At 70.9% G+C, this 22955-nt stretch carries 19 protein-coding genes; 13 read left to right on the top strand and 6 right to left on the bottom strand.

Translation table 11 applies throughout. From position 1 onward, the window contains the following. The first annotated feature begins 100 nt into the window (after positions 1 to 100). Complete coding sequence (locus SSPS47_RS23990; protein ID WP_164252826.1) at positions 101 to 1585, top strand: maltokinase; 1485 nt, start codon at positions 101 to 103, stop codon at positions 1583 to 1585. 401 nt (positions 1586 to 1986) lie between these two features. After that, positions 1987 to 4215 (top strand): 1,4-alpha-glucan branching enzyme, encoded by a 2229-nt coding sequence (glgB, locus tag SSPS47_RS23985; protein WP_343234929.1) that lies wholly within the window; start codon positions 1987 to 1989, stop codon positions 4213 to 4215. 260 nt (positions 4216 to 4475) lie between these two features. Here the strand turns inward: glgB and SSPS47_RS23980 are convergent, their stop codons facing one another. The 5 genes from SSPS47_RS23980 to SSPS47_RS23960 all read right to left on the bottom strand — a co-directional run bounded on the left by SSPS47_RS23980 (position 4476) and on the right by SSPS47_RS23960 (position 8929). Next, entirely contained in the window at positions 4476 to 6782 is a 2307-nt protein-coding gene (locus SSPS47_RS23980; protein ID WP_239065029.1) for a UvrD-helicase domain-containing protein, read from the bottom strand. 176 nt (positions 6783 to 6958) lie between these two features. Further along, a complete protein-coding gene (gene trxA, locus SSPS47_RS23975) occupies positions 6959 to 7291 on the bottom strand; it encodes a thioredoxin (protein WP_164252825.1) in 333 nt (110 codons plus the stop codon). Continuing rightward, a complete protein-coding gene (locus SSPS47_RS23970; protein WP_164254928.1) occupies positions 7288 to 7728 on the bottom strand; it encodes a MerR family transcriptional regulator in 441 nt (146 codons plus the stop codon). Before SSPS47_RS23970 ends, trxA begins: the two co-directional genes overlap by 4 nt. 47 nt (positions 7729 to 7775) lie before the next feature. Next, positions 7776 to 8174, bottom strand: a complete 399-nt coding sequence (locus SSPS47_RS23965) for a GntR family transcriptional regulator (RefSeq protein WP_164252824.1) — start codon at positions 8172 to 8174, stop codon at positions 7776 to 7778. Then, entirely contained in the window at positions 8171 to 8929 is a 759-nt protein-coding gene (locus SSPS47_RS23960; protein ID WP_164252823.1) for a hypothetical protein, read from the bottom strand. The genes SSPS47_RS23965 and SSPS47_RS23960 overlap by 4 nt, the downstream gene beginning before the upstream one ends. Positions 8930 to 9122: 193 nt before the next feature. Here SSPS47_RS23960 and SSPS47_RS23955 point away from each other — a divergent pair, with 193 nt between their 5' ends. The 5 genes from SSPS47_RS23955 (at position 9123) to SSPS47_RS23935 (ending at position 14484) form a co-directional block, all read left to right on the top strand. Beyond that, a complete protein-coding gene (locus SSPS47_RS23955; RefSeq protein ID WP_164252822.1) occupies positions 9123 to 9392 on the top strand; it encodes a hypothetical protein in 270 nt (89 codons plus the stop codon). Beyond that, positions 9385 to 10014: a DUF6879 family protein gene (locus SSPS47_RS23950; RefSeq protein WP_164252821.1), complete on the top strand. Its 630-nt coding sequence runs from the start codon at positions 9385 to 9387 to the stop codon at positions 10012 to 10014. The genes SSPS47_RS23955 and SSPS47_RS23950 overlap by 8 nt, the downstream gene beginning before the upstream one ends. Positions 10015 to 10092: 78 nt before the next feature. Continuing rightward, positions 10093 to 12420, top strand: coding sequence for a tetratricopeptide repeat protein (locus SSPS47_RS23945; protein ID WP_164252820.1), 2328 nt, complete (start codon positions 10093 to 10095; stop codon positions 12418 to 12420). A gap of 101 nt (positions 12421 to 12521) precedes the next feature. Then, positions 12522 to 12734: a hypothetical protein gene (locus SSPS47_RS23940; protein ID WP_164252819.1), complete on the top strand. Its 213-nt coding sequence runs from the start codon at positions 12522 to 12524 to the stop codon at positions 12732 to 12734. A 346-nt stretch (positions 12735 to 13080) separates the two neighbouring features. Then, the gene (locus SSPS47_RS23935) at positions 13081 to 14484 is read left to right on the top strand and encodes a glycoside hydrolase family 16 protein (protein ID WP_164254926.1); all 1404 of its coding nucleotides are present in this window, start codon (positions 13081 to 13083) and stop codon (positions 14482 to 14484) included. 168 nt (positions 14485 to 14652) lie between these two features. Here SSPS47_RS23935 and SSPS47_RS23930 read toward each other — a convergent pair whose 3' ends face one another. Beyond that, entirely contained in the window at positions 14653 to 16041 is a 1389-nt protein-coding gene (locus SSPS47_RS23930; RefSeq protein ID WP_164252818.1) for a cation:dicarboxylase symporter family transporter, read from the bottom strand. A gap of 136 nt (positions 16042 to 16177) precedes the next feature. Between SSPS47_RS23930 and SSPS47_RS23925 the strand changes: the two genes are divergently transcribed. The 6 genes from SSPS47_RS23925 to SSPS47_RS23900 all read left to right on the top strand — a co-directional run bounded on the left by SSPS47_RS23925 (position 16178) and on the right by SSPS47_RS23900 (position 22901). Then, the gene (locus tag SSPS47_RS23925; RefSeq protein ID WP_164252817.1) at positions 16178 to 17893 is read left to right on the top strand and encodes a sensor histidine kinase; all 1716 of its coding nucleotides are present in this window, start codon (positions 16178 to 16180) and stop codon (positions 17891 to 17893) included. Next, on the top strand, positions 17890 to 18594 hold the full coding sequence (locus SSPS47_RS23920; protein WP_164252816.1) for a response regulator: 705 nt from the start codon (positions 17890 to 17892) through the stop codon (positions 18592 to 18594). Before SSPS47_RS23925 ends, SSPS47_RS23920 begins: the two co-directional genes overlap by 4 nt. Positions 18595 to 18766: 172 nt before the next feature. Next, complete coding sequence (locus SSPS47_RS23915; RefSeq protein WP_164252815.1) at positions 18767 to 19645, top strand: LLM class flavin-dependent oxidoreductase; 879 nt, start codon at positions 18767 to 18769, stop codon at positions 19643 to 19645. An 85-nt stretch (positions 19646 to 19730) separates the two neighbouring features. Then, positions 19731 to 21083, top strand: a complete 1353-nt coding sequence (locus SSPS47_RS23910) for an extracellular solute-binding protein (protein WP_164252814.1) — start codon at positions 19731 to 19733, stop codon at positions 21081 to 21083. Between the two features lie 94 nt (positions 21084 to 21177). Next, positions 21178 to 22077, top strand: coding sequence for a sugar ABC transporter permease (locus SSPS47_RS23905; protein ID WP_147874085.1), 900 nt, complete (start codon positions 21178 to 21180; stop codon positions 22075 to 22077). Then, entirely contained in the window at positions 22077 to 22901 is an 825-nt protein-coding gene (locus tag SSPS47_RS23900) for a carbohydrate ABC transporter permease (RefSeq protein ID WP_164252813.1), read from the top strand. The genes SSPS47_RS23905 and SSPS47_RS23900 overlap by 1 nt, the downstream gene beginning before the upstream one ends. Positions 22902 to 22955: the final 54 nt, after the last annotated feature.

The following is a 22955-nucleotide window of genomic DNA, read 5'->3' as shown; positions in this document are numbered from 1 at the left end:
CCATCCTCACCCGACACGTCCCGCACAGGCCGGACTCCGTTGCCGCAATCCGGGACACTCTGCGCATCCTGTGGTGTGCCCGGGGAAAGGACGCGATGCCATGTCCAAGGCTGCATCCACCCGGAGCTCACCACGCCCCGGCGCGGCGCTACCACCCGCCGGAGCCGCGAGACTGGTCGATTCGCTCGCTCCCCTGCTGCACGAGTGGCTGCCGCGGCAGCGCTGGTTCGCGGGCAAGGGCCGGCCGATCACCGGCTTCTCGACGGTGGCCGCCACCGAACTGATGCCTCCCGACACCTCGGGCGCGGGGCCCGGCCTCCTCCATCTGCTGGTCCGTGTCGAGCAGCGCTCCACCCCCGCCCCGGACGCGCCGCCGGTCCCGGTCGCCCCCACCGACGACTGCTACCAGTTGCTGATCGGCGTACGGTCCGCCCTGCCGCCGGAGCTCGCCGCCGCCCGTATCGGCCGCGTCGACGAGGGGCCGCTGGCCGGCCGGGTCGTCTACGAGGCGCTGCACGATCCAAGCCTCGCCGATCTGCTGCTGGAGCAGCTGCGCTCCCCCGGCTCCCTGGGCCCGCTGCGCTTCGACCGCGCCGTCGGGATCCCGGCCGGACTCGTGCCGCGACTGCTCGGCGCGGAGCAGTCGAACTCGTCGCTCGTCTACGGCGAGAAGTACATCCTCAAGATCCTCCGCAGGGTCTTCCCGGGCGCACACCCCGATCTGGAACTGCCGCTCGCCCTCGCCCGTCAGGGCAGCCGGCGGGTGCCGTCGCCGGTCGCCTGGTTCGAGGCCGTGGGCGCGGACGTGGGCGGCGGGGCGGGGCCGCAGTCGCTGACGCTCGGGGTGCTCCAGCCGTTCCTCCGCGACTCCGAGGACGGCTGGCAGCTCGCGCTGCGCGCGCTGGCCGACGGGCGTGAATTCACCGACGAGGCGCGGGCGCTGGGGCGGGCCACCGGCGAGGTGCACCTGGCGCTGGCCGCCGCGCTGCCGACCGTCTCCCTCGGGCCGCAGCAGACGGCGAACCTGGCCGAGGCCATGTCCGGGCGGCTGGACACGACCGCGCAGGCCGTGCCCGCGCTGCTGCCGCACGTCGGCGGGCTGCGTACCGCATTCGACGCGCTGGCCCGGTCCGGGAGCCCTTCGAACGAAGGGGCGGAGGCCGGGGGCGGTCCCGTGACGCGGGCGCAGCGTGTGCACGGCGATCTGCATCTCGGTCAGACGCTGCGGACACCGGACGGCGAGTGGTCGCTGATCGACTTCGAGGGCGAGCCGGCCCGGCCCCTCACCGAACGCCGCCGTCCGCAGCCCGCGGTGCGCGATGTGGCGGGCATGCTCCGCTCGTTCGACTACGCCGCCCGCACCCACCAGCCCTGGGACCCCGGTTGGGCGGAGCGCGCCCGGTCCGCTTTCTGCGACGGCTACGCGGACGCGACGGGCACCGACCCGCGTGAGGACGCCGCGCTGCTGCGGGCATACGAGACGGACAAGGCGGTGTACGAGGTGCTGTACGAGGCCCGGAACCGCCCCGACTGGCTGCCCGTCCCGATGGCGGCGATCCACCGGCTGGCCGGCCACCGCCCCTGACATCCATCGTGCGACACCGAACGCCGACACCGAAGACCGGAGGGCCGACCCGTCGGCCCATCGGCCCCGAGACCCCCGTCGTCCCCGCCGAGGAGGCAGCCCCCGTGACCGCCCGCCCGCCGTCCGAGAATCCGTCAGAGCCGCAGCCCCAGCGCCCCGCGAACGGCGTCCCGGCCCCCGCCGGTGCGCGCGGCAAGCGCGACGAGCCCCCGGCGAGGGAGGGGAAGGAAGCCAAGGAGGCGAAGGCCGCGAAGCCGGAGAAGGCCGCGCGGGCCGAGAAGGCGGGCAGGGCCGCCGGTAAATCCACCGGCAAGTCCGACGACAGGTCCGGCGACAGGTCCGCGAACGCGTCGAAGCCGTCCAAGGCACCGAAGCCGCGCAAGGAGGCCGGCGGCCATATCGTGCACCCCGCCCCGCCGCTGGCGGACTCCGACCGGCACCGGCTGCTGAGCGGCGCGCACCACGACCCGCACTCCGTGCTCGGCGCCCACACCGGCAAGGGCGGCGTCGTCCTGCGGACGCTGCGCCCGTACGCGAAGGGCGTGACCGTCGTCGCGAAGGACCTGCGGGCCCAACTGCACGACGACGGCGACGGGTTCTTCTCCGGCGTCCTGCCGTGGCGCAAGGTCCCCGAGTACTCCCTCCTGGTGCGCTACGGGCTCACGGCCGAGGAGGGCGCGGGCACCGCCGACGAGGTCGACGAGCTGGAGGTGCAGGACCCGTACCGCTTCCTGCCCACCCTCGGCGACCTCGATCTGCACCTCATCGGCGAGGGCAGGCACGAGGAGCTGTGGAACGCGCTCGGCGCCCGCCCGATGGTCCACCAGGGCGTCACGGGCACCCGCTTCACCGTCTGGGCGCCGAACGCGCAGGGCGTGCGGATCTCCGGTGACTTCAACTACTGGGACGGCACGGCCTACCCGATGCGCTCGCTCGGCTCGACCGGCGTGTGGGAGCTGTTCGTACCCGGTGTCGGCGAGGGCGCGCTCTACAAGTTCGACATCGCCCGCCCCGACGGCACGCACACGCTGCGCGCCGACCCGATGGCCCGCCGCACCGAGGTGCCGCCGTCGACGGCGTCGATCGTCACCGAGTCGCACCATGTGTGGCACGACGAGGAGTGGCTGGCGCACCGCGGCGACCTGCCGGTGCACGAGGCGCCGTTCTCCGTGTACGAGCTCCATCTCAACTCCTGGCGACCGGGGCTGACGTATCGTCAGCTCGCCCTCCAACTCCCCTCGTACATCAAGGACCTGGGCTTCACCCATGTCGAGCTGATGCCGGTCGCGGAGCATCCCTTCGGCGGTTCCTGGGGCTACCAGGTCACCGGCTTCTACGCCCCCACCTCCCGGATGGGCACGCCGGACGACTTCCGTTTCCTGGTGGACGCGCTGCACCGCGCGGGCATCGGCGTCATCGTGGACTGGGTGCCCGCGCACTTCCCGAAGGACGAGTGGGCACTGGCGCAGTTCGACGGCAGGCCGCTGTACGAGCACGCGGACCCCTCCCGCGCCGAGCATCCCGACTGGGGCACGCTGGAGTTCGACTTCGGCCGCACCGAGGTGCGCAACTTCCTCGTCGCCAACGCGGTGTACTGGTGCGAGGAGTTCCACATCGACGGCCTGCGGGTGGACGCCGTCGCCTCGATGCTCTATCTCGACTACTCCCGCGAGGCCGGGGAATGGACACCGAACGAGCGCGGCGGACGGGAGAACCTGGACGCCGTCGCCTTCCTCCAGGAGATGAACGCGACCGTCTACCGCCGCTGCCCCGGTGTCGTCACGATCGCCGAGGAGTCCACGGCCTGGGACGGCGTCACCCGCCCCACGCACCTCACCGGCGCCGGCGGCTTCGGCGGTCTCGGCTTCGGCCTGAAGTGGAACATGGGCTGGATGCACGACTCCCTGGACTACGTCTCCAAGGAGCCGGTGCACCGCAAGTACCACCACGGCGAGATGACCTTCTCGATGGTGTACGCGTACAGCGAGAACTACGTGCTGCCGATCTCGCACGACGAAGTCGTCCACGGCAAACGGTCGCTGGTCTCCAAGATGCCCGGCGACTGGTGGCAGCAGCGGGCCAACCACCGGGCGTACCTCGGCTACATGTGGGCGCATCCGGGCAAGCAACTCCTCTTCATGGGGCAGGAGTTCGCGCAGGGCGCGGAGTGGTCGGAGAGCCATGGCCCGGACTGGTGGCTGCTGGACCCGTCGTACGCGGCGGAGGCCGACCACCGCGGTGTACGGGATCTGGTGCGCGATCTGAACACGGTCTACGGCCGGACGCCGGCGCTCTGGCAGCGCGACACCGTCCCCGAGGGCTTCGCCTGGGTGGAGGGGGACGCCGGGGAGGACAACGTGTTCGCGTTCCTGCGCTTCGACGCGCAGGGCGCGCCGCTGCTCGCCGTCTCCCACTTCGCGCCGGTGGTGCGGCACCAGTACCGCATCGGTGTCCCGGAGGGCGTCTCGGGCTGGACGGAGGTCATCAACACCGACGCGGGGCGCTACGGCGGCGGGGACGTGTTCAACATGGACACCCTCAAGCCGGAGGCGGTCCCCACGCACGGACGTCCGGCGAGCATCCAGCTGACGCTGCCGCCGCTGGCGACGCTGTGGCTGAAGCCGGTGTGACCCGGCGCCCGCGCGTCCCGGCCCGGCGGCGCTCAGCAGGATGAGCCGGTGTGCCGCTTCCCGGCGTGCGTCCCGGCGGGCGCCGGGACGCACGCCGGGACGTTCCGCACGGACAGCAGGAGCGCGACGACCGTCGCCGCCACGGCGAGCGCTCCCGCCACCGTGCCGGCGCCGGCGCGTCCGCGCTTCCCGCGGCTTTGCCTGCGGCCCAGGTCTCCCCCGTTGTGGACATGACGACCGTGCCCGTCCGGGGGCGGGGTTCACGACCCCGTGGACCCGGTGGTGGCGCTCTCGTAGGCGAGTCGGGGCGGGACAGTGACATTCCGTACGATGCCGAGTCGCTGGGTCGCCCGGGTCAGCGCGACGTACAGGTCGTTGGTGCCGCGCGGTGAGCCGTCCAGAACGGCCTCCGGGTCCACGACGACCACCGTGTCGAACTCCAGACCCTTGGCCTGCCGGGGATCGAGCAGGACGACCGGCCGGGTGAGATCGGGGGCGACTCCCCAGGAGGCCTCGGGCAGTTCGGCGGCGAGCGCGGGCAGCAGCGCGGCGGGGGCGATCACCGCGAGCCGTCCGTCCGCGCCGTGCCGCGCCGCGTGCGAGGCGGCGTGTTCGAGGGCGCTCGCGGCGGCCGTACGGACGAGGTCGGCCGGCTTCACCTCCCGTACCCACGGTCCGGCCCCCGTCGAGCGGACCGAACTCGGGGGCTCGAACTCCGGGTCCACAAGTCGCCGCACCTCGGCGGCGACGGCCATGATCTCGGCGGGCGTACGGTAGTTGACGCCGAGCCGTACGTGCTCCCAGCGCTCACCCACGTACGGCCGCAGGATCTGCTGCCAGGAGTCGCAGCCGGCCACGTCCCCGGTCTGCGCCGGGTCGCCGACGAGCGTCATGGAACGGGCCGGGCAGCGGCGCATCAGCAACCGCCAGGCCATCGCGGACAGTTCCTGCGCCTCGTCCACCACGATGTGGCCGAAGGCCCAGGTGCGGTCGGCGGCGGCGCGTTCGGCGGCGCTGCGGGTGTCGGTCTCCTCCTGGCGGTCGGCGAGGCGTTCGGCGTCGATGAGGTCGTGTGCGAGCAGGACCTCCGCGTCCTCCTCGTCCTTGTCCTCGAACTCATAGGTACGGGAGCCGTAGCTCAGCTCCAGCACGCCCTGGGCGTACTCGATCCGCTCGCGCCGTTCGGCCTCGGCCGCGGCGCGCGCGGCGGCGTCGTCCTCGCCGAGCAGCTCGGCCGCCTCGTCGAGGAGAGGGACGTCCGAGTCCGTCCAGTGTCCTTCACCGCTCACCGGCCGCCTGATCAACTCGCCGTCCCCGTCGGGGAGATGGGTCGGCTCGGTCAGATAGTCCGCGACGAGGTCCTGCGGGGTGAGGGTGGGCCACAGCTCGTCGATCGCCGACTGCACGGCCGGGCTGGTGGCGATCGCCTTGCCGAGTTGTGCGACGTCCGTGGGGTCGAGGAGGTTCGGGCCGCCGTACGGGTCGGCCCCGAGCCGCTCGGCCAGCTGCTCGGTGAGGGAGTCGATGACGGAGAAGGCGAAGTGCGGCCGGGCGAGATTGTGCGGGAGGCCGGTGTCACGGGCGCGGGCTCGCGCGTCCTCGGCCATCGCGCGGTCCAGATACAGCGTTCCGTCGTCGTGCTCGATCTCGATGTGCGGATCGGGCACCGACTGCCGGTCGCGCAGCGCGGCGGCCAGCACGTCCGCCATCTCCGCGCGGCCCTTGACGGCCGCGGCGGCCGGCGTGTCGGTGGCGGTGGCCCGTACGCCGGGGAAGAGTTCGCCGGTCGTCGCCAGCAGCACGCCGGTCTCGCCGAGGGAGGGCAGCACCTCGCCGATGTACCCGAGGAAAGCGGGGTTGGGCCCGACGATCAGCACGGCACGGCGCGCCAGCCTTTCGCGGTGCGCGTACAGCAGATACGCGGCCCGGTGCAGCGCGACGGCGGTCTTGCCGGTCCCGGGCCCGCCCTCCACGACGAGGACCCCGCGGTAGGGCGCGCGGATGATGCGGTCCTGCTCGGCCTGGATGGTCCGCACGATGTCGCTCATCCGCCCGGTGCGGGCCGAGTCGAGCGCGGCGAGCAGCACGGCGTCGCCGTCCGGGTCCTCGTGGCCGGTGCGGGTGGTGTCGCTGAGATCCATGATCTCGTCGTGGAGCGCGGTGACCCGCCGCCCCTCGGTGGTGATGTGCCGGCGGCGGCGCAGACCCATCGTCGAATAGCCGGTGGCGAGATAGAAAGGGCGGGCGACGGGAGCGCGCCAGTCGATGAGCAGCGGAGTGTGTTCCGCGTCGTCCTGGCGCATTCCGATGCGGCCGATGCGATGGGTGACGCCGTCGTCGAGATCGATACGGCCGAAACAGAGCCCGGATTCCACGGCATTCAGCGTGGTGACGGTGCCGGAGTGCTCGGCGACCCTGATGTCCCGCTCCACCATGGCCTGTCGGCCCGTGCTGACCTGCCCGATCGACGTCCGCACGGCGTCTTCGGCCTGCTCCCGGAGCGCGTCGAGACGCTCATGGAGGAGCGAGACGAATTGCTGTTCGCTCCGCAATTCCTCGGTTGACAATTCAGCCCCTGTCCGATACTCTTTGCCTTGTGAGTTGATTTCGGCTGCCAAGAACGAGAAAGCCGAAACACCAAATATACGCAGAGCAATACCCCGACCGTCAATTCGGTGCGGGGTATTTTTGTGCGCGGGGTGTGGGTCGCCGGGTCGCGGGGCGCGTGGGCCGGGCCGGATGTCTAGAGGACGTCCTCCAGCTCCTGGAGCAGCCGGCGCTTGGGGCGGGCGCCGACCATCGACTTCACCGGTTCGCCCGCGCGGAAGACCAGCAGCGTCGGCATCGCGAGGACGCCGTAGCGGTTCATGGTCTCCGGGTTCGTGTCCACGTCGAGCTGGACGACCTTGAGCCGCGCCGCCTCCTCCTCGGCCACGGCGCTGAGCACCGGCGCGAGCTGGCGGCACGGCGGGCACCAGTCGGCGGTGAACTCCACCAGCACCGGGAGCCCGGCCTTCAGTACCTCGTCGTCGAAGGTCGCGTCCGTCACCGCGGCGACGCCCTCTGCCTGGATCATGTGTCTTCTCCCTCGCGGAGCTGGTGGATGGTGAGCTCGCACAACGGCGCCGGCCCGATGCCCCGAGCGGCCTCGGCCTCGGCCTGGGCCGCTTGCGCCTGCGCGAGCTGCTCGCCGACCTGGGCCCGTATCGACCCGAGCCGGCCGATCAGCTCGTCCAGTTCGGCGAGCTTGCCGCGGTACACGTCGAGCGAGGCAGGACAGGAGTCCCCGGCCGGATACCCGGCCCGCAGGCACTCGACGAACGGCCGCGTCTCCTCCAGGTCGAACCCGAAATCCTGCAGGGTCCGGATCTGCTGGATCAGCCGCAGATCGTCCTCGTCGTACGTGCGATAGCCGTTGCCCGCACGCCGGGCGGGCAGCAGCCCGCGGGACTCGTAGTAACGCAGAGTGCGGGTACTGGTCCCCGCCCGCTCCGCCAGCTCACCGATACGCATGTCCACGACGGTAATCCTTGACGCCGACGTCAAGGCAACGACGGATCCTACGTTCCCTCGCCGGACGCGAGCGCGTGCCGGACCGCGGCCAGCGCGTCCTCGTCGCTGGTGCCGAGCAGCCGCGCGGCGGTCACGAAGTCGCGGGCGCGCTCGGCGAGCTTGGCCCTGGCGTGGTCGTCGACCGCGCCCGCAGCGGCGGCGGCCACGCGCGTACCGGAACCGCGTCTGCTGTGCACGAGCCCCGCCGACTCCAGCTCGCGGTAGGCCCGGACGACGGTGTTGTTGGCGAGTCCGAGGTCGGAGGCGAGTTGCCGTACGGGGGGCAGCCGGTCGCCCTCGCGCAGGCGCCCCACCGAGATCAGATCCGCGAGCTGTCTCCTGATCTGCTCGAACGGCGGGACGGGGGCGCCTGAATCCACCCGGATGCTGAGCCCGCCGGCGGTCATGGCCTCTCCTCGATGTGGGCGCGCGGTACGAGCATGGCGACGAGGCACCAGCCGGCCGTGACGGCGGAGACGAACGCGACGATCGTCAGGCTCACCGCGCCGAGGCCGATGGCCCACCCGCCGCAGGGGAGGGTGTACAGGGCCACGGCCATGGTCGACGATACGGCGAACAGCGGTGCGGCCACCAACACGCCCCACGCCCCGATGGTCGCCCACGCCCTGACCCGCCGCCGCCCGTCGTCGCCCGCCCGCGCGGTGACGCGCCGCAGGGTCAGCGCGCAGACGACGCTTCCGGCGCCGAGGCCGCCGAGGACGGGCCATGCGTAGTACGGCCCCGGCCAGGGACCGACCACGTACGCGTCCCCCTGACAGCTCCCGGCCAGCGCCCTCCCTACCCGCCCCGCCTCGTCGGCGGACGCGGTGGCGACGGAGACGGCCAGCGGGACCACCAGGAACACGGCCTGCGCGCCGAGGGACGCGGCGAGCGCCCGCGGTATCTGGTCCCGCACCCGCCGCCGCACCACCCCCGCCTCCCGCACACCGCGCTGCCGGGGCCGCACGACGAGATCGGCGAGCAGCACTCCGGCGACGGAGCAGAGCCCGAAGACAGGGATGGCGTAGAGGAGGTTGACGTCGGGCTCGGAACTGAAGGCGACGGCCTGATTGATCCCGAGACCGGCCAGGGGGCCGGCCCAGCGGAGGGGAGCGTCGGCCCAGTCCCGCCAACTCCGCACCGGAACACCGGAATCGGACATACGGGCTCCCTCCCCGAAACAGCGTAAAGCGTGTCAGCCCTCTGATACAATCTGCCGACTCGACGTAACTGTGTCAAGCGACTGATACGCCTGAGGGCTGGCGCAAAACCGACGCCATTGATTGCTCTCCGTAATCGATTGACCATAAAATGTGGTGCGTCAGCATTCTCGACCACATCGCGTGGAGGTAGGCATGGCCCGTGCCTGGGAAGCAGATCCGTCCGCCTTATTCGAGCGGCGCCTCGGCAAGTCGCCGGTAGCGCTGGGGAATTCGGACGGAAACGACGAGTGCCCCGACATCTGGCAGCTCGACAACGGCGACATCGCGGTCATCGGCCGGGATCTGACAAACCATTACGCTCCGCGTCTCCCACGAGGAGTGACACTCGCTCCCGACGAGCGCCTGGTGGTCATTCCCGGAAGCACCTTGAGTGCGGCGAAGGCGGACATCCCCGATGTCTGAGACGTACGCGCCCGCACTCCTGGAGGAGCGGGGCGAGCGGCTCGTCCGCGAGGCGTACCGCAAGGACTTCCGCGAGCGCAGCGCCGCACTCCGCGACGCGGACTCCTGGAAGCTGGAGAGGCGGCAGCATTTCGAGGAGCAGGGCAGCCCGAGCCGTGACGCCCTTCGCCGTGGCCAATGGGAGGAATCGCTGCGGCTCATGGCGGAACGCCGCGACGACCTGGCGGCGGCAGCGCGGAAGGACGAACGCCAGGGTCATGTATTTCACCGCGTTCGCGTGGTCGAGGAGCCACTGACCCCTTATCTCCAGTGGGAATTGCACTCACTGCGGCAGCAGGCGCAATTCGGCGCGCGTGTGCGCGTCGTGAGCGCCGAATCAGTCTTTGCTGTCGAGAGATCGAGGCCACTGCCGGAACTCGTGGTGCTCGGCGGCCGGACACTCTTCAGCATCCTTTACTCCGACGCGGGCGAGCCACAGGGAGCGGTCCGCTTCACGGAGCCCGGCGTGGTGGCCGAATGGGAGCACTACATCAAGTCGCTCTACGAGTCGGGCGAAGACATCGCGTCGTACTTCGAACGGGCCGTGGCCCACCTTCCCGCACCGACGAGCCTGCCGGAGTAGACGATCAGCGAGAACGGTAACGACGAGCAGCGCCCCGGCAGGTCCGCGAACGACCTGTCGGGGTCGTCGCACGATGTCGTGCAGGCCGGAAGTGTCAGCGGCGGCATTCACTTCCACGGCAGGGACAGCAGGGAGGGCGGGCCACCGGAAGGCCAGCAGCCTCGCCAACTCCCCGCCGATGTGAAAGGCTTCGTCAACCGCGTCCATGAACTGGACGAGTTGAACGCCATCGTGGCCGGGGAGAACGGCGACCCGCTGGTCATCTCCGTCTGTGTCATCGCCGGCACGGCCGGCGCGGGCAAGACCTCGCTCGCGCTGCGCTGGGCGCACCACGCGCGCGCCAGATTCCCCGACGGACAGCTCTACGTCAATCTGCGCGGGTACGACCCGGGAGAACCGGTCACCGCGCAGGAGGCCCTGCACCGGTTCCTCTCCGCCCTCGGCGTCCCGGCACAGTCCGTGCCCCAGAACATCGACGCCGCGGCGGCCCTGTACCGCTCGCTCCTGGCGAATCGCCGGATGCTCGTCCTGCTGGACAACGCCTCCACCGCCGGACAGGTCCGGCCGCTGCTGCCTGGCGGACCGGGGTGCCTGGTCCTCGTCACCAGCAGGAGCCGGCTCTCCGGGCTGGCCGTCCGCGACGGCGCCCGCCGGCTCACGCTCGGCACACTGCCGCAGGCCGAGGCGGTGTCTCTGCTCCGGACCGTCACCGCCGGCTACCGCCCGGCGGACGACCTGGAGAAACTGACCGAACTCGCCGAACTCTGCGCGCGGTTGCCGCTCGCGCTGCGTATCGCCGCCGAGCGCGCGGCGAGCCGTCCCCATCTGCGGCTCGATGACCTGATCGCCGATCTGCGGGACGAGTCGGCTCTGTGGGACGCGCTGAGCACGGGGGACGACGAGGAGGCGGAGGCGGTCCGCACCGTGTTCGCCTGGTCCTATCGCGCCCTGTCGGAGCAGGCGGCGCGGCTGTTCCGGCTGCTCGGTATGCATCCGGGTCCCGAATTCGGGCTGCAGGCCGCCGCCGCGCTCGCGGGGGCGCCCGTCAGCAGGACCCGGCAACTGCTCGACTCCCTGGTCAACGCCCATCTGCTGGAACAGATGGGCCCCGACCGCTACCAGTTCCACGACCTGCTTCGTGCCTACGCCACCGATCAGGCCCACCACGAGGAGCCTTCCGGGGAGCGGGAAGCCGCACTCCACCGCGTACTGGACTGGTATCTGCACGGTGCGGACGCGGCCCGGAGCTGGATCAGCCCCGACGAGCGGCAGGTGACGCTCGCGCCTCCCGGTGACGACGTGCCTCCCTCGGCGTTCGCCGACTACGACTCCGCCCTGGACTGGGCTGAACGCGAGCACACCAACCTCCTCCGGGCGATCCGCGTCGCGGCCGGGTCACACGACCGGCGGGCCTGGCAGTTGGCGGTCGCCGCCTGGACCGCCCGTCCCTCCTCGGCGCCGGTCGGCGACTGGCTGGCGATCGGCGACATCGCGCTGGAGGCGGCCCGGCGATCGGGCGACCTTGCGGCCGAGGCCCGGCTCCTCACAGACCTCGGCAGGGACAACGTCCGCGTGGACCTGCTCTTCGAGGCGCTGAAGTGCCACCGGCGCGCACTGGAGATCCGCCGTGAGACCGGCGATCCCGTCGGCGAGGCGACCTCACTGAATCTGATCGGCCTCGTGCATCTTCGCAGGCGTCAATTCACCGACGCCGCCGAACACTTCGCGCAGGCCATTCCGCTCTTCCAAGAGGCGGACTCGGCGCCATGGGCGGCGATCGCCCTGTCCAACCTGGCATCCGCCCACTACAACGCGGGCCGGCCGGCCGAGGCGTCGGCCGTCGCCCAAGAGGCGCTGGCGGCGCACCGCGGCCTGGACAATCCGCGGGGTGAGGGCAACATCCTGCGGGTCGTGAGCTGTCTCCAGCTGGAGGAGGGCAGGCCGGAAGAGGCCCTGCTCTCCGCCCAGCAGGCGCTGGACATCGCGCTGCCCCTGCGCGACGACCGTCTGGAGGGCTACTGGCTCATCACCCTCGGCGACGCCCAGCGCTCTCTCGGCAAGTACGACGACGCCCTCACCTCCTACCAGCGCTCGGCCACACTCCACCGCCGCCTCGGCAACCGCAGCCGCGAAGCTCTCGCCTGGTACGGGGCCGGGCAGACCTATCACGCGCTGGAACGGCTCGTGGAGGCCGCGCAGTTCCATCGCCGGGCAGCCCAGGCGCACCGGGAGCTGGGCGACGGGTGGCACGAGGCCGTCGCGCTCGATGGGCTCGCCGGGGCGGTCGCGGAATCCGATCCGCGGGCTGCGGCCGGGCACCTGGCCGCGGCCCTGGAGTTGCTCCGCGGTTACGACGACCCGCGCGCGGTCGCCACGCGCGAGCGCCTCCAGGCCGCGCTCGGCTGAGCGACACCGGCCGCCGCACCGCGCGGCCGGGAAGAATTCTTTCGGGGGGTTGAGTGGGACCGGCCCCGGAGCCGTACAACTCCGTGTGGGCGGGAGGCGCGATGAGTGAGACCGGAGACGTCGCGCCGCCCGTCGACCTGTTGACCATCTCCCGGACCGTCGAGCAGGCGCTCGCCCGCAGGATCGCCCTTCCCGAGCGGTCCTGGACGGACACGACCACGCGCCAACTGCAAGGGCATCTCGGTCTGTTGCTGCTGGAGGATCTCGGCGACACGGACATCGCGCCCGTACGGGAGCTCCACCGGATCGCCTAACGGCTGCTCGACCGGCGCGAGCGGCCGGACGCCGGTACTTAGCCCCTGCACGCGTACGAGTACATGCGGACGCTCGCCGCCGTCACGCGGTCCGTCGCCGCGCTCTACGCGCGCGGACTCGACGGCGAGAGGTAGCCGCGCGGCAGTGGGCCGGGGCTTCGGGAAGTCGACGCGCTCAGGTCATTGACGGGCACTCGGGGTTCATCTAAACAACAGAGTTGAGAGCGCTCTCAGCTCCCCGTACGACCCATCTCGGCACCATCCACACCGGAGGTGTTCCTTGAGAACGAGCCGCACCGGAAAGAGACCCACAGTCCGCACCCCCCTCCTCGCCGTCTTCCTCGCGATGTCCGTCGCCGTCGCCGGATTCGTCGGTCTGACAAGCGCCGGCACCGCCCGTGGCGACGTACCGCCCACGCCCGGCTGGAACCTCCAGTGGAGCGACGACTTCAACGGCGGGAACGGCGCCCCGCCGTCCGCCGCCAACTGGCAGATCGACACGGGGCACGGCTACCCCGGCGGTCCGGGCAACTGGGGCACCGGCGAGATCCAGAACTACACCGCGAACGCCCAGAACCTGAGCCTCGACGGCAACGGGAACCTGAAGATCACCCCGCTCCGGGACGGCGCGGGCAACTGGACCTCGGCGCGCGTCGAGACGAAACGCGCCGACTTCAAGGCACCGGCCGGCGGCACCCTGCGCATCGAGGGCCGGATTCAGATGCCGAACGTGACCGGCGCCGCCGCGGCCGGCTACTGGCCCGCCTTCTGGGCACTCGGCGCGCCCTACCGGGGCAACTACTGGAACTGGCCCGCCATCGGCGAGTTCGACATCATGGAGAACGTCAACGGGATCAACTCCGTCTGGGCGGTGCTGCACTGCGGTGTGAACCCCGGCGGCCCCTGCAACGAGACCACCGGTCTCGGCGCCAGCCGCCCCTGCCCCGGGGCGAGTTGCCAGTCGGCGTTCCACACCTACCGCTTCGAGTGGGACCGCTCCAGCTCACCCAACGCGCTGCGCTGGTACGTGGACGACCAGCTCTACCACACCGTCACCCAGAGCCAGTTGGACGCGACGACGTGGGCCAATATGACGGAGCACGCGGGATACTTCATCCTGCTCAACGTCGCGATCGGCGGCGCTTTCCCGGACGCGCTCGGCGGGCCCACACCGACACCGGCCACCGTGCCGGGGCGGCCGATGCTCGTCGACTACGTCGGCGTCTGGACCCGTGGCGGCTCCGGCCCGACCGACCCGCCGACCGATCCACCGCCGTCGGGGTCCTCGCAGTTGTACGCCCGCACCGGCGGCGGCCTCGGTGACGCCGCCACCTCGGGCGCGAACGCCACACTCGTGTCGGCGGGCGGCGGCAACCGCGACGGGACGCCGTACAACCCGCAGGTCTTCACCTCGGGCGGGATCACCCGCGCCCACAACGGCGGGTCGACACAGTTCGACCTCTTCGTCGACGCGGGTACGACGGTGGCCAACGGCCAGCAGGTGAGGGTGAGTTACGACCGTACGGGCGACGGCACCTGGGACCGTACGGAGACGTACAACTACTTCGCCACGGATCCGGCACCCGGTTTCGAGCACTACACGCAGGCCAGAGGGCTGAAGTCGTCGACCGGTTCGCACGGCGACCTCGTCAACGGCAAGGTGCGGATCGAGGTCTGGAACGCCATCGGCAACGGCGCCAGCACACTCGGCGTCGGCAATCAGTCGGTCGTCCGGATCCCGTACGGCTGAGCCCGCGGGACAGGGAAATGACCGGCCCGTACGGACGTCTCCGTACGGGCCGGTCATTCGAAGGGCCGGAGAGTTGGGGGATCAACCCCCGGCCCGGGCCAAACGGTCATGCGGTGATGCGGTGATGCGGCCAATCGGTCACGCGGTCGACCGGCCGCGGAACCCCGGTCAGACCTTCGCCGGCGTCCCGTCCGTGTCGCGCTGCTCCGGCAGGTCCGAGGGACCGTCGGAGTCCTTCGTGAGGCTCGGACCGTCGTCACCGGCCGGCGCGTGGTCGTCGACCAGCGTCTTCTCGTCGAACGGCAGCCGGCCCGCCAGCACCTCGTCCACCCTGGCCCGGTCGATCTCCTTGGTCCACGTGCCGACGAGGACCGTGGCGACCGCGTTGCCCGCGAAGTTCGTCAGGGCGCGCGCCTCGCTCATGAAGCGGTCGATGCCGACGATCAGGCCGACACCGTCGACCAGTTCGGGCCGGTGCGACTGAAGGCCGCCCGCCAGGGTCGCGAGGCCGGCGCCGGTGACACCCGCCGCACCCTTCGACGCGATGATCATGAAGAGGAGGAGACCGATCTGCTCACCGATGGCCAGCGGGTCCCCCATCGCCTCGGCGATGAACAGCGACGCCATCGTGAGGTAGATGGCCGTCCCGTCGAGGTTGAAGGAATAGCCGGTCGGCACGGTGATACCGACGACGGGCTTGCTCACACCCAGGTGCTCCATCTTCGCGATGAGCCGCGGCAGCGCCGACTCGGACGAGGAGGTGGACACGATCAGCAGGAACTCACGCGCCAGGTACTTCAGCAGCGAGAAGATGTTGATGCCGGTGATGAGCTTGAGCAGCACGCCGAGTACGACGAAGACGAACAGCCCGCAGGTCACGTAGAAGCCGATCATGATGACCGCGAGCGACTTCAGCGCGTCCATGCCGGTCTCGCCGACCACCGCCGCGATCGCGCCGAAGGCACCGACGGGCGCCGCCCACATGATCATCGCGAGGATGCGGAAGACGAGGCGCTGGATGTGCCCGATGCCGCGCAGGATCGGCTCGCCGGTGCGGCCCATGGCCTGGAGGGCGAAGCCCGCCAGCAGCGCCACGAGCAGCGTCTGGAGCACCTCACCCTCGGTGAAGGCGGAGACCAGCGTCGTGGGGATGATGCCGACCAGGAATTCGGCGGTGCTCTCGGCGTCGCCGGACACCTGTGCCGCGCCGACGTCGGCCGTCGCGTCCGTGATCTGCAGGCCGGCGCCGGGCTCCAGGATGTTGCCGACGACGAGGCCGATGGCCAGGGCGACGGTCGACATGACCATGAAGTAGCCGAGGGCCAGACCGCCGACCGCGCCGACCTTGGCGGCCTTGCGGACGGATCCGACACCGAGAACGATGGTGCAGAAGATGATCGGGGAAATCATCATCTTGATGAGGTTGACGAAGCCGGTCCCGATGGGCTTCAGCTCGACGGCCACCCCCGGGGCAGCGAATCCGACCGTGATTCCGAGAATCACAGCGGCGATCACGGCCAGATACAGATAATGGGTACGGTCCCGAGTAGCGGCCACGGGTCCTCCTTGACTCGTTTGTCCCTACGTGACCCTCCCGTCCCGAGGGGGTCCCGGCGACTATCCATCAGCCTGTGACACCGGTCACCCTTACGTGCATTTCGTTCATACGATTTCGGCCAGGCAGACTTGTGCCATGCAGCTACCCCGCCCTCGCAGCCTCGCAGGCCAGCTCTTCGCGATGCAGGTCGTGCTGGTCGCTGCCGTCGTGGCTGGATGCGCGCTGTTCGCGTACTTCACGGACCGGGCCCAGGCCGAGGAGACCGCCGAGCGGCAGGTGACGGCCACGGCGCGCGCGATGGCCGACTCCCCGTCCGTACGGGAGGCCATCAGGTCGGACGACCCGTCCGCCGCGCTCCAGCCCTACGCGGAGCACGTACGGGTCGACACCGGCGTGGACTTCGTCACGATCATGAAGCCGGACGGGACGCGCTGGACGCACCCCAATCCCGAGCTGATCGGGCTGCCCTTCATCGGCACCACCGAGCCCGCGCTGCTCGGCAAGACCTTCACCGAGACCTACACGGGGACGCTCGGCCCCTCCACCCGCGCCGTGACCCCGATCAAGGACGACGGGCGGATCACCGGGCTGATCAGCGTCGGCATCACCGTCGACCGGATATCCAGCCAGCTGGAGGGGCAGGTCAAGATCCTCGCGCTGGCGGCCGGCGGCGCCCTCGTGCTGGGCGGGGTGGGCACCTACGTCATCAACGCGCGGCTGCGCCGGCACACGCACGGGATGAACGCCGGCGAGCTGAGCCGGATGCACGACTACCACGAGGCGGCGCTGCACGCGGTGCGTGAAGGACTGCTCATGCTGGACGGACGGCGCAGGATCGCGCTGATCAACGACGGCGGCCAGGAGCTCCTCGGTCTCGACGACAGCGCCGTGGGCCGGAACATCGACGAGCTGGGGCTGCCCGCCCCGCTCGTCGGCGCGCTCCTGGCGTCGGAGCCGCGCGTGGACGAGGTGCATATGACGGCCGACCGGATCGTGGTCGTCAGCACCCGTCCGGTGATCGGCGGCGAGCGGCGCGGTACGGTCGCGACGCTCCGGGACCACACCGAACTGCAAGCACTGTCGGGCGAGTTGGACTCGGAGCGCGGATTCACCCATGCGCTTCGCTCCCAGGCGCACGAGGCGGCGAACCGGCTGCACACGGTCGTGTCGCTGATCGAGATGGGGCGGGTGGACGAGGCGGTGGAGTTCGCCACGGCGGAGCTGGAGCTGGCACAGGTGCTCACGGACCGGGTCGTCGGCGCGGTGGGCGAACCGGTGCTGGCGGCGCTGCTGCTGGGGAAGGCGGCGCAGGCGAACGAGCGCGGGGTGGAGCTGGTGCTCGCGGAGGACAGCCGTATCGACGACGGGGTGCTGCCACCGTCGCTGGCCGCCCGCGATCTGGTGACGGTGCTGGGCAATCTGATCGACAACGCGATGGACGCCGCCCAGGGCACGGACGACGCGCGGGTCACCGTCACGGCACTGGTCGAGGACGGCGAGCTGCTGCTGCTGCGGGTGCGCGACACGGGGCCGGGCGTCGCCCCCGGCGACATCGAGGAGGTGTTCCGGCGCGGCTGGTCGACGAGGGGCGCGGAGCGCGGGCTCGGGCTGGCCCTCGTACGGCAGGCGGTGCACCGGGCGCGCGGCACGGTGGAGCTGACACCGGGGCGGGACGGCGGGGCGGAGTTCACCGTACGGCTGCCGCTCGGCACGCGCGCCGAGCCGGGCGCGGGCGCGCGTACACCCGCGCACCCGGCTGTCGGCGCGGCCTCAGGTGTCGGCGCGGCCCCGGATGCGGCAGAGTCGATGGCCGGTGCCACGACCGACGGTGGGGAGCGCGGCGGATCATGACCGGGAAGGCAGACGGCGGCTCCCGCCCCATTCGCGTACTCGTCGTCGAGGACGACCCCGTCGCCGCCGACGCCCATCAGCTGTATGTGGGCCGTGTCCCGGGCTTCACGGTGGCCGGCGTCGCGCACTCCCGCGCCGAGGCGGGCCGGCTGCTGGACCGCACCGAGATCGATCTGATCCTCCTCGACCTGTATCTGCCGGACGGGCACGGGCTGCAGCTGCTGCGCAGCCTGCGGGCCGCCGGCCACCACGCGGACGTCATCGCCGTCACGTCGGCGCGCGATCTCACCGTCGTACGCGAAGGGGTGTCGCTGGGCGTCGTGCAGTACGTGCTCAAGCCCTTCGCCTTCGCCACGCTCCGCGACAGGCTCAGCCGTTACGCCGAGTTCCGGGCCGCCGCCGGTGAGGCCAGCGGCCAGGACGAGGTGGACCGGGCCCTCGGGGCGCTGCGGGCGCCACAGCCCGCGTCGCTGCCGAAGGGGCTCAGCGGGCCGACGCTGGAGTCGGTGACGCGGGCGCTCCGGGACGAGCGGGCGGGGCTGACGGCCACGGAGGCCGCGGCGCGCCTCGGTATCTCGCGGATCACCGCGCGCCGCTATCTGGAGCATCTGGTGGGCGCCGGGCAGGCGGACCGCAGCCCGCAGTACGGCCAGATCGGGCGCCCCGAGCTCCAGTACCGGTGGATCGTCTCCACCCGGTAGCGGCACGGCACCGGCGGCACGACCGGCCGCGACACCGACCGCGCCGATCGCGACACCGATCGCGAGACCACTCGCGACACCGATCGCTGCGCGGAGTCCCGGCCGCCGAGCCACTCGCCGCCGCCGGTCAACCCACTGGTGAGGGCACCCTCACGCCGTGAACAATGCCTCCATGACTGTTCTCGGCGCGGTCTTCCGCCCCCAACTTCCCCCCGAGCGACTCCGCGATATCGCCCGCACCGCGGACGAGGCGGGCCTGGACGAGCTGTGGCTCTGGGAGGACTGCTTCCTGGAGAGCGGTATCGCCAGCGCCTCCGCCGCCCTGGCCTGGACCGATCGGCTGCGCGTCGGGGTCGGTCTGCTCCCCGTACCGCTGCGCAATGTCGCGCTGACGGCCATGGAGGCCGCCACCTTGCACCGGCTGTTCCCGGGGCGGGCGATCCTCGGGGTCGGCCACGGCGTCCAGGACTGGATGGCGCAGACCGGTTCGCGCGTCGAGTCCCCCGTGACGCTGCTCCGCGAGCATCTGGTGGCGCTGCGCGCGCTGCTGGCGGGCGAGCGGGTGACCACGGACGGGCGGTACGTGAAGCTGGACGCCGTCGCCCTCGACTGGCCGCCGCCCACCGTGCCCGCGCCGCCCGCCGTGTTCGCCGGGGCCACCGGACCGCGCACGATGCGGCTGACGGGCGAGGCCGCCGACGGCACCATCCTGACCGGCGGCACGACGCCCGACGAGGTTCGCCGCTCCCGCCGACTCATCGCGGAGGGGCGGGAGTCGGCCGGCCGCGGCGGCCATCATCCGGTGGTCGTCTACCTCCACACGGCGACCGGTCCGGGCGGCGCCGAGCGGCTGCGGGCCGAGCTGGAAGTCACCGGTCTGCCGCACGGTGTCGCGGGCCCGGCCGCCGCCGTCGCCGAGGCCGTGCGGGCGCTCGTGGAGGCCGGAGCCGACACCGTGGTCCTCCAGCCGACGCCCGACGAACCGGACCCGGAGGGCTTCATCCGTTTCACGGCCGCCGAGGTCAGCCCGCTCGTGCCCCGGACGGAGTGAGCGCTGCACGGGGATTGACCTTGAGATTGACGCGGTCCTACGGTCGCCGGGCAGCCCTTCGTGGCCAAATGAGGAGGTCGTGCCCGTGCGCCCCACCGCCCCACTGTTCCTCGTCACGGTCCTCGCCGCCGGTGCGCTCACGGCGTGCGGCGGCGGGTCCGGCAGTGATCCGGACACCATCAAGGTCGCCTACAACAGATCGACGGACAACAAGATCCGTTTCAAGGACAACTATCTGGAGTCCGTGAAGAAGGACTTCGAGAAGAACAATCCGGGCAAGAAAGTCGAACTGATCCCGATCCAGGCCCCGGACAACGACTACGCCACCAAGGCGCAGCAGATGATGCGCTCCCCGAAGACCGCGCCCGATCTGGTCTACGAGGACACCTTCCGCATCAACTCCGACATCAAGGCCGGCTATCTGCGCCCGCTGGACGAGTATCTGGACAAGTGGGCCGACTGGGGCCAGTTCGTCGACACGGCGAAGTCGGCCGCGAAGGCCGAGGACGGCAGGACGTACGGCGTCCCGGACGGCACCGACACCCGCGGCCTCTGGTTCAACAAGAAGATCTTCGCCGACGCCGGGCTGCCCGCCGACTGGCAGCCGGCGAACTGGGCCGAGGTCCTGGACGCGGCGCGCACCGTCAAGCAGAAGGTCCCGGACGCGATCCCGCTCAACGTCTACACCGGCAAGGGCCCCGGCGAGGCGGCGGTGATGCAGGGCTTCGAGATGCTGCTGTACGGCACGGGCGCCGACCCGCTCTACGACCCGTCGGCGAAGAAGTGGGTGGCGGGCAACAAGGGCTTCGAGGACGCCCTTGAGTTCGTACGCACCGTGTACGCCGAGAAGTTGGGGCCCGACGTCTCCGACGCGCTCGACCCCAACATCGGTACCCGCGTCGCGACCGAGTTCTTCCCCGAGGGCAAGCTGGCGATCTCCCTCGACGGCTCCTGGATGGGGCAGAACTGGATCAACAAGGGCCCCAAGGAGTGGCCCGAGTGGTCCACCGAGCTTGCCCAGGCACCGATGCCGACGCAGAACGGGCAGGCGCCCGGCAGCGTGTCGATGTCCGGAGGCTGGGCGTGGTCGATCCCGCAGAAGGCCCAGAACCCCGACCTGGCCTTCGAGTTCATCAAGACGCAGCAGACGAAGGAGAACGCCGTCGAGTGGGACGTCGTCGGCGCGCAGATCGCCGTCCGTGAGGATGTGGCGGCCGATCCGAGGTATCTGAAGTCGATGCCCGGTATCGACTTCTTCACCAAGCTCGTCGAGGTGACCAACTACCGCCCCGCGCTGCCTGTCTACCCCCAGGTGTCGTCCGCGATCGGTGAGGCGATGGAGTCGGTGACGACGGGTGACTCGTCGGCGGCGGACGCCGCGAAGGCGTACGACGAGCAGCTGAAGACGATCGCCGACGGCGCGGTGGTCGAGAAGTGAGCACCAGCCCGGACGCGGCCCCGGCGGTGACGGCGGCGGCACCGTGAGCGCGGTGAGCACCGCGGGCGGCCCGGTGAGCAAGGGCGGGCCCGCGGTGCCGGCGGGCGGCCGTGAGCGCGACCAGGGCCGTGGCGGTCGCGGGGCGCGCCCGCTGCGCTGGCTGCCGCTGGCCCCGGCGACCGTGCTGCTGCTCCTGTTCCTCGCCGGGCCGATCGGCTACTGCGTCTGGATCGCCTTCACCAACACGCAGTTGACGGGTTCTTCCACCTCGGACTTCGTCGGCCTGGACAACTTCCGGCGGGCGTTCGCGGACGACAACTTCCGCAACGCCGTGTGGCTGACGCTCGTCTTCACCTTCGTGTCGTCGATCGTCGGGCAGAACACGATCGGGCTCGCGCTCGCCGGGCTGATGCGGGCCGCGTCCCGGCCGGTGCGGACCGTCACGGGCGCCGTCGTGATCGCGGCGTGGGTGCTGCCGGAGATCGTCGCCGCGTTCCTGCTGTACGCGTTCTTCCGCCGCGAGGGGACACTGAACGTCATCCTGGACTGGCTCCATCTGCCGTCCCAGAACTGGCTGTTCACCCTGCCGATCCTGGCGGTGTCGTTCGCCAACGTATGGCGCGGGACGGCGTTCTCGATGCTGATCTACTCCGCCGCGCTGTCCGAGATCCCGAAGGACATCACGGAGGCGGCGGAGGTCGACGGCGCGAGCGGTGTGCGGCGACTGTGGCACATCACGCTGCCGATGATCCGGCGTTCGATCGGCACCAATCTGATGCTCAACACGCTCTCCACCCTCTCCGTCTTCGGGCTGATCTGGGCGATGACGCGCGGCGGGCCGGGCAACCGCAGCCAGACCCTGCCGGTGTTCATGTACGACCAGGCGTTCCTCAAGAGCCTGATCGGTTACGGCACGGCGGTCGCGCTGCTGCTGCTTCTCGTGGGCGCGCTGTTCTCGATCGTCTATGTGCGTCTGCTCAAGGTGGAGGTGTGATGAAGCGCGCCACTCGCGTCCGGCTCGCCTCGGACGCCGCGCTGTTCGTGGTGGCCGGGGCCTTCCTGCTGCCGCTTCTGTGGCTGGTGCTGTCCTCCATCGACGCCGAGGCGGACCTGCGGGTACGGCTGCCGTCGTCGCCGACCACGGAGAATTTCAGCGCGGTCCTCACCGACGAGATCACGTTCACGCCGATGCTCAACAGCCTGCTGCTGTGCGGAAGCGCGACGCTGCTGACGGTGGCGTGCGCGGCGCTGGCGGCGTATCCGCTGTCCCGCTACCGCTCGCGGTTCAGCCGCCCGTATCTGCTGACGATCCTGTTCACGACGTGTCTGCCGATCACGGCGATCATGGTCCCGGTGTACGGGCTGTTCGTCCAGGTCAACCTGGTCGACACGATGTACGGCACGGCGCTGTTCCTCGCGACGTCCCAACTTCCCTTCTCCATCTGGCTGATGAAGAACTTCATGGACGGGGTGCCGACCGTCCTGGAGGAGGCGGCGTGGACGGACGGGGCCTCGATGCTCCAGACGCTGACCCGGATCGTGCTGCCGCTGATGGGGCCCGGGATGACGGTCGTGATGATCTACACGTTCATCCAGCTCTGGGGGAACTTCTTCGTCCCCTTCATGCTGCTCCTGTCCCCCGACCAACTGCCCGCGTCCGTATCGATCTTCACCTTCTTCGGCAACTACGGCTCGGTGATCTACGGCCAGTTGGCGGCGTTCTCGATCCTGTACTCGACGCCGGTGCTGCTGCTCTACATCCTGATCTCGCGCCGGCTGGGCGGGGGTTTCGCGCTGGGCGGCGCGGTGAAGGGCTGAGTTCGCCCCCATCACGCCTCGGGGCGCGGGGCGGGCCCCCATCACGCCCCGCGC

Origin of the sequence: Streptomyces sp. S4.7 (assembly GCF_010384365.1) — a bacterium.
Lineage (GTDB): Bacteria > Actinomycetota > Actinomycetes > Streptomycetales > Streptomycetaceae > Streptomyces.
The sequence above is the reverse complement of the archived record's forward strand: the minus strand, read 5'-3'. Positions and strand labels throughout refer to the sequence as shown.

Excerpts from the sequence above, each read along its gene's own strand:
- SSPS47_RS23990 (WP_164252826.1), top strand. The coding sequence starts at position 101 with ATGTCCAAGGCTGCATCCACCCGGAGCTCACCACGCCCCGGCGCGGCG.
- trxA (WP_164252825.1), bottom strand. The coding sequence starts at position 7,291 with ATGATCCAGGCAGAGGGCGTCGCCGCGGTGACGGACGCGACCTTCGAC.
- SSPS47_RS23970 (WP_164254928.1), bottom strand. The coding sequence starts at position 7,728 with ATGCGTATCGGTGAGCTGGCGGAGCGGGCGGGGACCAGTACCCGCACT.
- SSPS47_RS23965 (WP_164252824.1), bottom strand. The coding sequence starts at position 8,174 with ATGACCGCCGGCGGGCTCAGCATCCGGGTGGATTCAGGCGCCCCCGTC.
- SSPS47_RS23960 (WP_164252823.1), bottom strand. The coding sequence starts at position 8,929 with ATGTCCGATTCCGGTGTTCCGGTGCGGAGTTGGCGGGACTGGGCCGAC.
- SSPS47_RS23955 (WP_164252822.1), top strand. The coding sequence starts at position 9,123 with ATGGCCCGTGCCTGGGAAGCAGATCCGTCCGCCTTATTCGAGCGGCGC.
- SSPS47_RS23950 (WP_164252821.1), top strand. The coding sequence starts at position 9,385 with ATGTCTGAGACGTACGCGCCCGCACTCCTGGAGGAGCGGGGCGAGCGG.
- SSPS47_RS23940 (WP_164252819.1), top strand. The coding sequence starts at position 12,522 with ATGAGTGAGACCGGAGACGTCGCGCCGCCCGTCGACCTGTTGACCATC.
- SSPS47_RS23935 (WP_164254926.1), top strand. The coding sequence starts at position 13,081 with ATGTCCGTCGCCGTCGCCGGATTCGTCGGTCTGACAAGCGCCGGCACC.
- SSPS47_RS23925 (WP_164252817.1), top strand. The coding sequence starts at position 16,178 with ATGCAGCTACCCCGCCCTCGCAGCCTCGCAGGCCAGCTCTTCGCGATG.
- SSPS47_RS23920 (WP_164252816.1), top strand. The coding sequence starts at position 17,890 with ATGACCGGGAAGGCAGACGGCGGCTCCCGCCCCATTCGCGTACTCGTC.
- SSPS47_RS23915 (WP_164252815.1), top strand. The coding sequence starts at position 18,767 with ATGACTGTTCTCGGCGCGGTCTTCCGCCCCCAACTTCCCCCCGAGCGA.
- SSPS47_RS23900 (WP_164252813.1), top strand. The coding sequence starts at position 22,077 with ATGAAGCGCGCCACTCGCGTCCGGCTCGCCTCGGACGCCGCGCTGTTC.